At 49.8% G+C, this 13,770-nt stretch carries 9 protein-coding genes and 6 pseudogenes; 14 read left to right on the top strand and 1 reads right to left on the bottom strand.

Translation table 11 applies throughout. The annotated features are described in order from the left end of the window. Window positions 1-48: 48 nt before the first annotated feature. From ACQ86O_RS04695 to ACQ86O_RS04660, 8 genes and pseudogenes are all read left to right on the top strand, one after another. Window positions 49-315, top strand: coding sequence for a helix-turn-helix transcriptional regulator (locus ACQ86O_RS04695; RefSeq protein ID WP_431224317.1), 267 nt, complete (start codon window positions 49-51; stop codon window positions 313-315). Continuing rightward, a pseudogene (locus tag ACQ86O_RS04690) lies at window positions 312-868 on the top strand (host cell division inhibitor Icd-like protein). Before ACQ86O_RS04695 ends, ACQ86O_RS04690 begins: the two are co-directional and overlap by 4 nt. Further along, window positions 858-1,157: a Derepression protein gene (locus tag ACQ86O_RS04685; protein WP_431224316.1), complete on the top strand. Its 300-nt coding sequence runs from the start codon at window positions 858-860 to the stop codon at window positions 1,155-1,157. Before ACQ86O_RS04690 ends, ACQ86O_RS04685 begins: the two are co-directional and overlap by 11 nt. Continuing rightward, entirely contained in the window at window positions 1,150-1,599 is a 450-nt protein-coding gene (locus tag ACQ86O_RS04680) for a hypothetical protein (RefSeq protein ID WP_431224315.1), read from the top strand. The genes ACQ86O_RS04685 and ACQ86O_RS04680 overlap by 8 nt, the downstream gene beginning before the upstream one ends. Before the next feature lie 75 nt (window positions 1,600-1,674). Next, a complete protein-coding gene (locus tag ACQ86O_RS04675) occupies window positions 1,675-1,938 on the top strand; it encodes a hypothetical protein (RefSeq protein ID WP_431225648.1) in 264 nt (87 codons plus the stop codon). Then, window positions 1,931-2,254 carry a DUF5375 family protein gene (locus ACQ86O_RS04670; RefSeq protein ID WP_431224314.1) on the top strand — a complete coding sequence of 108 codons (324 nt, stop codon included), beginning with the start codon at window positions 1,931-1,933 and terminating at the stop codon, window positions 2,252-2,254. The genes ACQ86O_RS04675 and ACQ86O_RS04670 overlap by 8 nt, the downstream gene beginning before the upstream one ends. 12 nt (window positions 2,255-2,266) lie before the next feature. Then, window positions 2,267-4,599, top strand: a pseudogene (locus tag ACQ86O_RS04665) (primase-helicase zinc-binding domain-containing protein). A 306-nt stretch (window positions 4,600-4,905) separates the two neighbouring features. Beyond that, complete coding sequence (locus ACQ86O_RS04660) at window positions 4,906-5,721, top strand: hypothetical protein (RefSeq protein WP_431224313.1); 816 nt, start codon at window positions 4,906-4,908, stop codon at window positions 5,719-5,721. 232 nt (window positions 5,722-5,953) lie between these two features. Here the strand turns inward: ACQ86O_RS04660 and ACQ86O_RS04655 are convergent. Next, window positions 5,954-7,060 (bottom strand): annotated as a pseudogene (locus ACQ86O_RS04655) (IS3 family transposase). A 74-nt stretch (window positions 7,061-7,134) separates the two neighbouring features. On the opposite strand from ACQ86O_RS04655, the pseudogene ACQ86O_RS04650 reads away from it, so the two are divergent. The 6 genes and pseudogenes from ACQ86O_RS04650 to ACQ86O_RS04625 form a co-directional block, all read left to right on the top strand. Continuing rightward, window positions 7,135-8,114: pseudogene (locus ACQ86O_RS04650) on the top strand (IS3 family transposase); the annotation flags it as partial. 147 nt (window positions 8,115-8,261) lie between these two features. Further along, window positions 8,262-8,404 (top strand): annotated as a pseudogene (locus ACQ86O_RS04645) (IS5/IS1182 family transposase); the annotation flags it as partial. 332 nt (window positions 8,405-8,736) lie between these two features. Further along, the gene (locus tag ACQ86O_RS04640; RefSeq protein ID WP_431224312.1) at window positions 8,737-9,528 is read left to right on the top strand and encodes a winged helix-turn-helix domain-containing protein; all 792 of its coding nucleotides are present in this window, start codon (window positions 8,737-8,739) and stop codon (window positions 9,526-9,528) included. A 541-nt stretch (window positions 9,529-10,069) separates the two neighbouring features. Then, window positions 10,070-10,600 (top strand): fimbrial protein, encoded by a 531-nt coding sequence (locus ACQ86O_RS04635; RefSeq protein ID WP_431224311.1) that lies wholly within the window; start codon window positions 10,070-10,072, stop codon window positions 10,598-10,600. Window positions 10,601-10,673: 73 nt separating this feature from the next. Then, window positions 10,674-11,201: a fimbrial protein gene (locus tag ACQ86O_RS04630; protein ID WP_431224310.1), complete on the top strand. Its 528-nt coding sequence runs from the start codon at window positions 10,674-10,676 to the stop codon at window positions 11,199-11,201. 79 nt (window positions 11,202-11,280) lie between these two features. After that, window positions 11,281-13,766, top strand: a pseudogene (locus tag ACQ86O_RS04625) (fimbria/pilus outer membrane usher protein). Window positions 13,767-13,770: the final 4 nt, after the last annotated feature.

The raw sequence follows: 13,770 nt of genomic DNA, 5'->3' as shown, positions 1-13,770 counted from the left end.
AGCCGGACGAACACGATCGGCACCGCATGGACTTTATGAGGTAGCTCAATGCACACCACGTTTTCTTCTTCGTCTCCTGTACCTGTAGCCCCACCGATGCTGGTTTCCAGCGGCGTTCCTGAACGTTTTTTGCGCCTGCCTGAAGTCATTCACCAATGCGGGCTTTCTCGCTCCACGATTTATCAGCTTATCAAGGATGATGCCTTTCCGACCCAGGTAAACCTTGGAGGGAAAAACGTGGCCTGGCTTCAATCAGAAATCACGGCATGGATGGCCGACCGCATCGCTGAACGTGGCCGAGGGTACGATGCATGAAACAGGCTATTTCGCCAAAAGCCCCTTTTTCTGGCTTGCATTCTTTCGTGATTTGCAGCTATAGTTTTCCCGCTGTCGCAAAATCGGCAGCCGGGCGTAGGAACCCGTGTAATTCACAGGCGACACCAGACGCGCCATGCGTCTTTTTTACGTCGTAGCTCAGGTACACCCATTTTTCGGGCTGTGGTGTTTACACCGTAGCACTGGTCAGATAATGGTGGCCCGGGCGGGGCAGTCTTCGGGCTGGCCGGTATTCTGTGAAGCCGGTATTCCTACCCCCGTTCGGGTCACCACCCATGAGTGTAGGAACTCCGGTGGTGGCGTTAACCGCTATTCACAGGAGTTTGCCCTTATGGCTACAACCCTCACCCTGTCTCATTCGCAGTTTGTCTTTGTGTTCGCGGCCATTCGTCGCACTGACCGTAAGCCCCGCATCTGTATGCTCCGCACCGTGGCCGGTGACGAGAACACCGCCCGCCGTTCCCTTGTTCGTGATTATGTGCTTTCCCTGGCGGCCCGCCTGCCAGTTGCGGAGGTGTCACATGCACACTAAAAACACCCCGCAAACCGCCTTGGCGCGTAGTGACGCTCCCGCTAACACTCAGGCACACCTGAGCATTGAGGCTTACCATAAACTCAACCGCGCCAATGCAGTCTCACAGTTTGTCGGGCTGGATGTGGCGCAGCGAGAAACGGCGGGTCTGCATCAACTCTGTATGCCGCATATTTTAAGCTACCTGCATGACGACATCAGCTTTGTTCTGGAGGAGCTTAAAACCAAAGGGTTGTGCCGCGATTTTCTTGTCCAGCATTCTCCAATGGGAGGTGAACGCCATGTTTGACTTTCCTCAACCGGGTGAGAACTACCGCTCTACGGGCTTTCCTGAAGTGGCGGTGGTGGGGGTATTGGCTGACGGCATTCCGTGGGATTTACCGTACCGCTGTCCGGATGTGGTCTGGAACCCTTACCGCCGGAAATACACCATTCTTATTCGTCTTATTATTGATGGTCGTATTATCGACATACCGCTCAGTCGTTTTTTACGGGAATATACCTGTGTGCGTCCGGACCTGTTTAAACGTAATCCGGAAAATCGCCATGTCGTTCTGAAAGAAATAACCATTGACCCGGTATTACAGCAATGGCGGGCGAAAAATATCGATAATTACCCGACAGAACGCCCCCCGGTGAAACAGTCTTTACCTCTGGCGCGTCAATGGCGGGACATTCAAAAAACAGGAAAGGAATTAACACCGGATAATCATTATCGCCATTATCTGTAATTAACAACAATAACGAAAAATACATGTGCGTATTCGCGCAGGGATACGCACGTGCTCAGGAGACGAATGATGTCTATGCCTATTATTACCGCACGAACATTGTCACAGAATAAACACCCGCACGTTATCAGTCAGGCTGAACTCGAATGCCTGGAGCATTTGCGAAACGTCGGCCAGTTTGTCGGCACCTTGATGCAAGAACAGGACTGCACCACCGTTCGCCGTGACCCGGCGCAACGGTTACAGCTCACCTCGGTGATTTACTTGATGACCACCCAGCTTGACGGCATGGTCGAACGCTGTCACCAGCGCTGGCTGACCGGGGAGGGCAATGTATGAAACAGCCGTTCCCCCTGTCCTGCACGCGGCACTCTATCGCCGCGCCGTGGCCTGTGCCTGGCTGGCCCTGTGTGAGCACCAGCACAGTTACACGCCGTTAACCCTTGAGGCGTTGGAAAGTGCTATCGCCGGTGAGGTAGAAGGTTTTTACCTGCGCCAGCACGGCGAGGAGAAGGGCCGACAGATTGCTTGTGCCTTGCTGGAAGATTTAATCGAAACAAGCCCGCTCAATGCCGTGCCGTCGCTCTCCTTGCTTGGGCTGGTCGTGATGGATGAATTGTGCGCCCGTCACCTGACAACGTCGGTGCGGCACTGAGGGAAAACCACCATGAAAATGAACGTAACGGAAACAGTAAAACAAGCGTGCGGCCATTGGCCGCGCATTCTCCCGGCGCTGGGGGTGAAGGTGGTGAAAAACCGTCATCAGGCTTGCCCGGTCTGTGGTGGCTCAGACCGTTTTCGGTTTGACGATAAAGCAGGGCGCGGCACATGGTTCTGTAATCAGTGTGGCGCGGGGGATGGGCTTAAGCTAGTTGAAAAGGTGTTTGGTGTGAATCCGGCAGAGGCCGCCAGCAAGGTGAACGCCATCAGCGGCCACCTGTCACCGGTCGCACCGGAGGCGTTGGCTGTCACTGCGGCAGAAAGCGACGCCAGCCGGAAAGCGGCCGCCGCGCTGGCGGCCAAACTCCTCGCGAAAACCCACGCGGCCACCGGCAACGCCTACCTGACCCGCAAAGGTTTCCCCGGTCGGGAATGCCCGGTGCTGACGGCCACACACAAAACTGGCGGCGTCGCGTATCAGGCCGGTGATATGGCCGTACCGCTGCATAATGAAGCGGGCGCACTGGTGAACCTCCAACTTATCAACGCCGAGGGGCTTAAGCGCACCTTGAAGGGCGGTCAAGTTTCTGGGGCCTACCACACCCTTGAGGGGCAGAAACAGGCGGGAAAACGCCTGTGGATAGCGGAAGGCTATGCCACGGCGCTCACCGTGCATCACTTGACCGGGGAAACCGTGCGAGTGGCACTTTCTTCCGTGAACCTCCTTTCTCTGGCAAGCCTCGCCCGCAGTCAGTGTCCGGGCTGTCAGATTGTGCTGGCCGCCGACCGTGACCTCAATAGCGACGGCCAGAACAAAGCCACCCTGGCCGCCGAAGCCTGTGACGGGGTTATCGCCCTGCCGCCGGTGTTCGGTGACTGGAATGACGCCTTTATGCAGCACGGTGAGGAGGCCACCCGCAAGGCGCTGTATGACGCTATCACGCCCCCGGTCGCCAGTCCGTTCGACTCCATGAGCGAAGCCGAGTTTACCGCCATGAGCACCAGTGAACAGGCGATGCGGGTGCATGAGCATTACGGCGAAGCGCTGGCCGTAGACGCTAACGGCCAACTCCTTTCCCGTTATGACGCAGGGATATGGAAGATTATTTCGCCCTCAGACTTCAATCGCGATGTGGCCGCGCTTTTTCTGCGTCTGCGTGCCTCGTTCTCGTCCGGTAAAATTGCCTCCGTGGTGGAGACACTAAAGCTGATTATTCCCCAACAAGGCAGCCCGGCACGGCGTCTGATTGGCTTTCGCAACGGCGTACTTGATACCGTCACCGGAACATTCAGCCCGCACCAGAAATCACACTGGCTGCGCACGCTCTGTGATGTCGATTTTACCCCGCCGGTGGAGGGCGAAACGCTGGAAACCCATGCACCGCATTTCTGGCGCTGGCTTGACCGGGCCGCCGGTGGCCGGGCAGAAAAGCGCGACGTGATACTCGCAGCGCTGTTTATGGTGTTGGCGAACCGCTACGACTGGCAGCTCTTTCTCGAGGTGACCGGTCCCGGTGGCAGCGGGAAAAGTATTCTGGCCGAAATTGCGACCTTGCTGGCCGGTGAGGATAACGCCACATCGGCCACCATCGAAACGCTGGAATCCCCCGCGAACGCGCTGCGCTGATTGGTTTCTCGCTGATACGTTTGCCTGACCAGGAGAAGTGGAGCGGTGACGGTGCAGGGCTTAAGGCTATTACCGGAGGTGATGCGGTTTCAGTCGACCCGAAATACCGTGACGCCTATTCCACGCATATTCCGGCGGTCATTCTGGCGGTGAACAACAACCCGATGCGCTTTACCGACCGTAGCGGTGGCGTTTCCCGCCGCCGGGTTATCCTGCATTTCCCGGAACAGATTGCCCCAGAGGAGCGCGACCCGCAGCTTAAGGACAAAATCGCCCGCGAATTGGCCGTGATTGTGCGCCAGCTTATGCAGCAGTACAGTGATCCGATGATCGCCCGCACACTGCTCCAATCGCAGCAAAACTCCGACGAGGCGCTCAGCATCAAGCGAGACGCTGACCCGACCTTTGATTTTTGTGGCTACCTGGAGGCGTTACCGGGGCCCGATGGGATGTATATGGGGAACGGCAACATCATTCCGCGCCAGCCGCGTGTCTACCTGTATCACGCCTATCTGGTCTATATGGAGGCCCACGGCTATAAGAACACCCTCAGCCTGACGATGTTCGGAAAAGGACTGGCGGCGATGTTGAAAGAGTACGGGCTGAATTACGAGAAGCGGCGAACAAATCAAGGGATGCAGACCAATCTCGCGCTCAGGGAGGAAAGCAACGCCGATTGGCTCCCGAAATGTGATGACCCGACAGCGAAATAACCTACCCAGACCGGCGTTCGCCGGTCTTTTTTACCTGAAAATCGCCAAAAGTGAAGTGTTCACTGTTCACTGTTCATAGACCATTCACAGCTTAACATTATGAATATATTAAATAAAAATCCTCAGTGAACAGTGTGAACGGTTTTCTATAAAAAAGTTTTTTTGGTTTCCGTAGTCATTACTTAACACTCTCGATGTCGAGGTTATTACATAGTCATGCACTCAACTCTTTGACAAATATCTCAGTTAAAAAATTATATATTCGTATAATTCGATAACAGTATTATTAATCACAAAGGGAATAAAATGGAAAAAGATGATTTTTTTGATGTTGTTAATGTTAGGGATGAGATAGATAGTCTAAATCCCTCAAATAAAAAAAGACTTGCTGAAAATTTCGCTTTAGCAGCAGTAGGGAGTATTCCATGGGTTGGCGGTTTTATTGGCGCAATGGTTACGTATAAAAATGAAGGTGGTAATATTAAGCTCAATGCATTACAGACTAAATGGCTTGAAGAGCACCATAAGAAATTAGAGCGGCTTAATCAAACACTTAATGCAATAGCCTTGCGATTTGAAAATCTTGGTGATGAAATCAGCGAGCGTCTTGAATCAGAAGAATATCTCGATCTGGTAAGGAAAAGCTTTAGAGTATGGAATGAAGCAGATACAGAGGAAAAGCGTAAGTTAGTATCTAATATGATAACAAATGCAGTGAGTGTACAGTTGTGTTCTGATGATATAATAAGATTATTTATTGATTGGTTAAACAATTACCATGAAATACATTTCCATGTAATGCGTATAATATATCAAACACCTGGTGTGACGCGTTATGACATTTGGACGAATTTATATGCAAGCATACCTAGAGAAGATTCAGCGGAAGCTGACCTGTACCGTATGTTAATTAGAGATCTGTCAACGGGAGGGGTAATACGACAGGCTCGGAATACTACCGAAGATGGCCGTTTTATTAAACAAAAACAAGTGGCACATGTAAAGAAAACCTCCTCAACAATGGAATCAGCATTCGAGGACACTAAACAATACGTTTTAACTGAGTTAGGTAAGCAATTTGTACATTACACAATGAACGAGGTCGTGACGCGGCTTGACTAATAAGAAAAAGCATTGCTGTACACATCGAGTAGGTTATGTGTATAGCAATGCGTATAAATTTCTTTTAATCTGAAACAATAACAATGAGTTAGATTGTAATTGCGACTCCTGTGATCTTCCGCCAGTTTGCCTCTACTGAACTCCACAGTCTCAAGTAAATCCCCTATAATACCCGCAATTACCGTTAATTATGTTCTCCCGAGGTCAACTGTCTCTGTAGTCCCTCCAGTTTTTAGTACCACCGCCAATGAGGGTCTCCGGCCAGTTTTTGCCTCGCATAGATAACCGGTGGCATATCACCCAGTGAGCTATGCGGGCGTTCCTCGTTATATTCTGTGCGCCAGTCTTCTGTTAGTTCACGTACTTCAGACAATGTTCTGAACAGATACATATCAAGTATTTCTGTTCGCAACGTTTTGTTAAATCGCTCGATAAATCCGTTCTGCATCGGCTTTCCGGGCTGAATAAAATCGAGTATCACTCCATGCATCTCTGCCCACTCGGATAAGGCCGCGGCAGTGAGTTCTGGCCCGTTATCACTTCGTATATAAGTCGGGTAGCCGCGTTCTGCACTTAATCGCTCCAGAATGCGCACAACACGATGGGCCGGTATATTCAAGTCAACTTCGATTGCCAGTGCTTCCCGGTTAAAGTCATCAACTACGTTAAATAACCGGAATCGCCGCCCGTCGCTCAAGGCATCACTCATAAAATCAACTGACCAACAGTGGTTCATTTTATGTGGAATAACCAACGGCTGTGGATGCCTGTTCGGTAAGCGTTTTTTCCTTTGCGTCGGAAGTTGAGTTTTAACAATCGATAGATCCGGTAAACCCGCTTTGCATTCCACAGTAATCCTGCTTGGCGTAACTTATTGAACATAAGTCCAAAACCATAGGCCGGATACTGATGTGCCAGTTTTTGTAGCGCCTCGACCACAGGCAGATCCCGTACTGTGTTCGGGCAATAATGCAACAGGCTTCGACTGATACCGATAATCCGGCACCCGCGTCGTTCGCTGGCCTGATGTTCCGTCATGACGTAACGCACCAACTCACGCTTTTCGGGTACCGTTAAAGTTTTTTGAAACAACATCCTTAAGAATTTCATGATCTAAGCTCAAGGAAGCATACATCTGCTTTAACCGACGGTTTTCCTCTTCCAGCTCTTTCATTCGTTTGATATCAGAGGACTCCATGCCGCCGTATTTAGATTTCCAGTTGTAATAGCTGGCTTCCGACACACCGTTTTCACGGCACACATCCTTCACATGCCGACCCCCTTCAACTTCTTTCAGGACCCTCAGGATCTGAGTTTCAGTGAAACGCGCTTTCTTCATGATGAGCCTCCGTTGGTTGTATTTTAACCAGAGAACTCCATTAAGCGGTAAGACTAAATTCAGGGGGGACTACATCTTCATCTGGACGCGAGCAGGAAATGTCCACCGAAATTGCCCGCCTTAAACGCCAACTTGCTGAAAAGGATGAAGAGTTGGCCATTCTCCAAAAGGCCGCGACATACTTCGCGAAGCGCCTGAAATGAAGTATGTCTTTATCGAAAAGCATCAGGCTGAGTTCAGCATCAAAGCCCTGTGCCGGGTGCTCCGTGTTGCACGCAGCGGTTGGTATGCCTGGCGTCTGCGCCGTCATCAGATAGCCCCGCGTCGGCAGTTCCGTCTTATCTGCGATAACGCTGTCCGAAAGGCATTCAGTGACGCAAAACAGTGGTATGGCGCGCCGCGTCTTGCTGATGAGCTTCCGGCGTACAACGTCAAAACCATTGCAGCCAGCTTGCGCCGTCAGGGGCTGCGCGCAAAGGCCTCGCGCCGGTTCAGCCCGGTCAGTTACCGTGAACATGGTCTGCCGGTGTCTGAAAACCTGCTGAAGCAGGACTTTTACGCCAGTGAACCGAATCAGAAATGGGTGGGAGACATCACCTATCTTCGCACTGATGAGGGCTGGCTTTACCTGGCAGTGGTCATTGACCTGTGGTCGCGAGCCGTCATCGGCTGGTCGATGTCATCGCGGATGACGGCACAACTGGCCTGCGATGCATTGCAGATGACGTTGTGGCGGCGTAAGCGCCCGGAAAATGTGATTGTTCAAACTGACAGAGGCGGCCAGTACTGTTCAGGGGATTACCAGGTCTTACTGAAACGTCATAATCTGCGTGGAAGTATGAGCGCAAAAGGCTGTTGTTACGACAATGCCTGTGCGGAAAGCTTCTTCCACTCGCTGAAGGTGGAATGTATCCACGGCGAGCGCTTTGCCACCCGGGAAATAATGCGAACGGCGGTGTTTAATTATATCGAGTGCGATTACAATCGCTGGCGTCGCCACAGTGCCTGTGGCGGACTCAGCCCGGAACAATTTGAAAACCAGACCCTCGCTTAGTCGTGTGTCCATTGTTCGTGGGTAAGATCAAAAAACCATTAACAATCAAACATAGCGTCACTTGATACCCGTAGCAAACCCTACAAGTTTTCGATCGGTAAGGGGCTCAATCTGCTGGTCGTGCCTACAGGCTCAAAATACTGGCGTTTGGCGGAATCGGCGATGTACCGAGTCAAACAGCTGTTCGGCGGACACCTTACGATGCCCAAGTCGGAGAGGCTATGGCCATGATCCGTGGCTTAAACAAAATGACGCGTGCAGGCATGCCAGAAAGTGTACAAATTGCCTGAGGAAGAGGCTGACAAGCTGATGTTTTATCTAAATTCGATTTATTCAACAAAGCCATCACATCAGCTGTCTAAAATTAATAACCCCGCAGCACCTCAAGAGAGAATCAGGCTCTAAAAAATTAACTTATGCTGCAATTTTTTAATGCGTTGCTATGCTCTGATAAGCCTTGTATTTGCTCTCACATACTGGATAATGAGAAAACTCTCAAGGCTGCATTTTTTAATAACATGCTGATTTAAAATACTACCCCTCAATAACAACGTTAATGGTTATACCGTTAACGTGATAATGCCTCGCATTAAGATAACTATTACCCTAAAGGACTGTTCCTATGCACTATCAGTATGTCATTAACGATAGCATCGTTTTCTACCCAGATAACAACCTGTTGATGCAGGTAAATGATTCGACTAAAACCCTTACTTTACATGAATCTAGTGCACGATGTTTGCAACTGTTACTTGAAAATGATCATGATACTGTTTCTCAGCGTGATTTTTATCCTTATGTCTGGGGGGATGCGAAAGAAGTTGCCCCCAATACGCTGTATCAAAGTATTCATGTCTTACGGAAATCATTAACGATCATCTCACCCGACTCTAAGAGAGATATTATCATCACCGTCCCAAAAATAGGTTTTAAAATCAATGATGAAGTAAAAATAAGCTACACCATTGAAAAATCACCACGCGTAAAAACAAAACCCGCGTCTGAATGCCTGAAAGTAGCATCAAAGACCCTCCTTATTGTTACCGGAAAATACAAAGCAATGATGATTATTTTCGCCTTAGTGCTACTCATCAGCAACGTACTACTGATTAACTATGAAACTAATAGAAGCCACACCAAACTGTTCAATAGTTATATCATTTCATTTAAAAAACAAAGCTGCACAATCTATAGCCATCAGGAAGCCTCAACCCTGGCACCTGCCCTGGTCAATCAAAGCACCGGGAAAGTGATCGATTGCGCAGGTCACCCGGTTATTTACATCGCGAATTTTAGCAGTATTGCTGCCGCCACCTCAATTATCTCTTGCAGTCGTCATGACGAAGCTTCAGCGTTACCAACCTGCATCTCAGTTTTCTCCTCAGACATCATACCGACTCAAAACTCCTTCTAAACATGCTGATTCCCTACGCTTATCTTAATTTCTATGACATCAAAAAAGAAATAAACCCCCTCTTGATTTAAGAATAATCCCGGAAATTGAATTAAATATTTACCGCCTATTATCTTCCGGGTAACAGTAGATTAATTCAGATAAATCCGAACCTCCAGTTTATATTATTTATTTAATGGGCATTAAATAAGCATAAAACACTATAAAAAAACACAAAACCAGGCTATTAACTTGATTTATTGGTATTGACCAGATGAAGATTTCAAGTACTATCCACCTCATGGTTTAAACAAGAGCAAGAGTAGATAGTGGTGAACAGCAGTTCATCGTTATTAAAAATGGAGTTTTCACAAGGTTATAAAAAATAACCTTGGCTTAATCAATGAAAGCACATTAGCCAGCCAATAACGGCTAATGCTGAATGTTACCTCCATGATTTTTTGTTTTTAAAATCATTCTACATTGTAGAAGTACCCTTGCATGTCATAAAGCACTGCATTTTTTAATAATGATTTACCTTCAAGAAAATAAAGGATTATTTATGTCTAGTTTCAAAATGAACGTACTGGCCGCAGCACTGATTTCTGCTTCAACATTTGCTGTACACGCAGCTGACCAAGGTTCAGGTACTGTTACCTTTACCGGCTCTATTATTGATGCACCATGCTCAATCACCCCACAGACTTCTGATCAGGTTGTTCCATTGGGCCAGGTTTCTGCAGCGCTGCTGGCTGACGAAGGTTCTTCAACCCCACAGAACTTCTCTATCGATTTAGAGAAATGTGATACTACCACGCTGAAAAACGTAACTATCACCTTTAACGGTTCTAAAGATGCCACTAACCCTAACCTGCTGGGTATTACTGGTGATGCCAAAGGTGCTGGTGTTGTAGTCACCGACGGTAGCGGCACAGCAATTACGCTGGGTACGGCTTCTACTCCTCGTCTGCTGGGTACTGGTAACAACACTCTGTTGTTCTCCGCTTATCTGCAAGGCAACAGCGATGTTGCTGGTAGCGTAATCCCTGGTGAATTCACCAGCGTAGCCAACTTTACCTTGGCTTACCCATAAGTCTTACACTAAGCATACGGCCTCGCCGTATGCTTTATCTCTCATCAAATTAATCATGGTGTCAAAGATAAGCATGTTGAGACCTCTATTATTGCTATTCAGCCTGACATTCTCTTTTGTAACTTCGGCTGCACGGGAAGAAAATGGCAGAGTGAATATGAACGGGGTCATTTTCAATTCGGCCTGTAACATATCTTCTGATAATACAGAGCAAACCGTCGACTTAGGTGTTATCACCCTACAAAGCCTTGCCCAAAGCAATACGGCAACTATTTTCCCGTTTACAATAAAACTCATAAGCTGTGTGTTAACCAGCCCAGAAGATAAAGCATTACAACAACGCCTGTTCAGCCTGAAGTTCGATGGGCCGAGCGAGCCGGGCAGCAGTTGGTTCACGCTGGGGGGCGAAGCTCAAGGATTGGTTTTTGAGATCCACGATGAGCAAGATAACACCATCGTGCCTGGCACCGTAATCAATGTTCATGAACTCTCAGCAGAAAATAAAACACTAAATTACTCGCTACATCTTAATAAAAAATCGCTGCAGGTAACCTCCGGGCGTTTTCACACGGCTGTGAATTTTACGCTGGTTTATCAATAAATACCTTCACGGACAGATAGCATTCTTATTTTTTCCGGTCCGTAAAGGGTTAAGTAGAGCTATTTAAATGAGTCATACAATGGACTGTATCAGGGTACTGTGCGTTACCGTTGCAACGTCATTGATAGGATTCAATGAGGCTGCTCATGCCGTTGAGTTTAATACTGATGTGCTGGATACCGAAGATAAGCAGAATATCGACTTATCACGTTTTGCCAAGTCAGGTTACATCATGCCTGGCCAGTATCAGTTAGTGGTCAGAGTTAACCAACATGATTTACCCGAGCAGAATATCTCTTTTCTGGCCCGCGAAGGCAAACCAGGCAGCAGCGACGCCTGCCTGCCGGAAAACGTGATCGCACAGTTCGGGCTAAAACCCGCCATCGCCGAAAAAGTGCGTTACTGGCATCAAGACAGCTGTGCGGATATCAGCGCACTTGAAGGCGTCACACTCCGTACCGATCTCGGCACCGGTATTCTGTATCTGTCCATCCCACAAGCGTGGTTGGAATACACCGATCAAAACTGGCTGCCGCCTTCGCGTTGGGATGACGGTATTCCTGGCCTCTTGTTGGACTATAACCTGAACACATTGGTTAGCCGCCCGGATCAAGGCCCCGCAATGCGCAACGCCAGCTTAAGCGGCACCGCCGGCGCAAACCTTGGCCCATGGCGGTTCCGGGGTGATTTCCAAGGAAACTATCACCAGTTAAGTGGTGATAACGGCCAGACTCAACGTAATTTCGACTGGAGCCGGGTGTATTTATTCCGTTCCGTACGTTCACTGGCCTCCACATTAACGCTCGGAGAGAACTATTTTAGCTCCGATATTTTCAGCACCTTCCGTTATACCGGACTGAGCCTGGCCAGTGACGAGCGGATGCTGCCACCGAACCTACGTGGCTATGCACCAGAAGTTAACGGCATTGCCAGGACCAACGCCAAGGTCACGGTCAGCCAGCAGGGGCGGCAGATATACCAGACCACGGTGCCCTCTGGGCCGTTCCGTATACAGGATTTGAACAGTTCAGTGAGCGGGTTGCTGGATGTGCGGGTAGAAGAGCAAGACGGTAGCATTCAGACCTTTCAGGTCAATACCGCCACTATTCCTTATCTGACACGCCCCGGCGCCATACGCTACAAAACCGCCGTCGGCCGCCCTTCAACCATGAACCATGGTACCGAAGGGCCAGCATTTGCCAGCGGCGAGCTTTCCTGGGGGATGAGCAACAGTTGGTCGCTGTACGGCGGGGGTATTGCTGCTGGAGACTATAACTCGCTATCCGTCGGTATTGGCCGGGATCTTTATGCTTTGGGCGCCTTGTCGGCAGATATTACCCAATCCCGCGCCAGCGGTTTACCACAACAGCAAACGCAACAAGGCAAATCCTTCCGCCTGAGCTATGCCAAGCGTTTCGACAAACTGGACAGTGAGGTGACCTTTGCCGGCTACCGCTTCTCACAGCGCCAGTTTATGACGATGGAACAGTATTTGGGGAGCCGCTACCGCGGTAATGACAACGGGCGTGATAAAGAGATGTATACCATCACCGCCAGCAAAAACTTTGCCGATGCACGCGTCAGCCTGTACCTGGCTTACAGCCATCAGACTTACTGGGATCAGCGGGCCGCAGACAACTATAGCCTCACGCTCAGCCGCTATTTTGACGCGCTGAATATGAAAGATCTTTCGCTCAACCTGTCTGCCAGCCGCAGTAAGAATAACGGCGCGAATGACGATACGCTGTTCCTGAGCCTGTCGGTGCCGCTAGGCAATCAGCAAAGCCTGAGCTACAACGGGCAGCATAGCCAGGGCGGCTATAACCAGAATGTCAGCTATTTCAATAATAACGGTGAAAACAGCAATTATCGCCTGAATGCCGGAACAAGCACCAACCGTGGGGAACAGGACGGCACCAATGCTCAGTTTAGCGGCTTTTACACCCAGAGCAGCAGCATGGCAGAAGTCAGCCTGAACGCGTCCTATGAACAAAACAATTACACCTCCTACGGCGCCTCAATCAAAGGCGGGGCCACATTAACCCCTAAAGGGGCTGCGCTGCACACCAATAGTGGCAATGGCGCAACACGGCTGATGGTCAGCACCGACGGTATCGCTGGCGTGCCGATTGAAGGACGTGGCTTAAAAACCAACGCCTTTGGCATCGCGGTGCTGAATGACTTCACCAGCTATTACCGCATCGATACGCGAGTAGATATCAACAACCTGGCCGACGATGTTGAAGCCCGTCAGCCCGTGGTGGAATCGGCCCTGACTGCCGGAGCCATCGGCTACCGGCGCTTTGAGATGGTTAGAGGTGCAAAAGCTATCGCTACGCTACGCCTGGCTGATGGCAGTTATCCCCCTTTGGCAGCAGCATCATGAACGCTAAAGGCCAGGAGTTGGCCATTGTCAGTGATGACGGTTTTGCTTACCTGAGCGGCATTCTGGCTGGTGAGACTTTAGATGTCGTTTGGAATGGCAACACGCAGTGCCAGGTTGATATCCCAGAAAAATTGCAGGCCCAGGCGCAGTTGTTGCTGCCCTGCCGCCTGATGAAATAGGTAT

It is taken from the genome of Serratia sp. L9 (genome assembly GCF_050632285.1).
In the GTDB taxonomy this organism is placed as follows: Bacteria; Pseudomonadota; Gammaproteobacteria; order Enterobacterales; family Enterobacteriaceae; genus Chania.
This window is presented reverse-complemented; position numbering and strand designations above follow the sequence as displayed.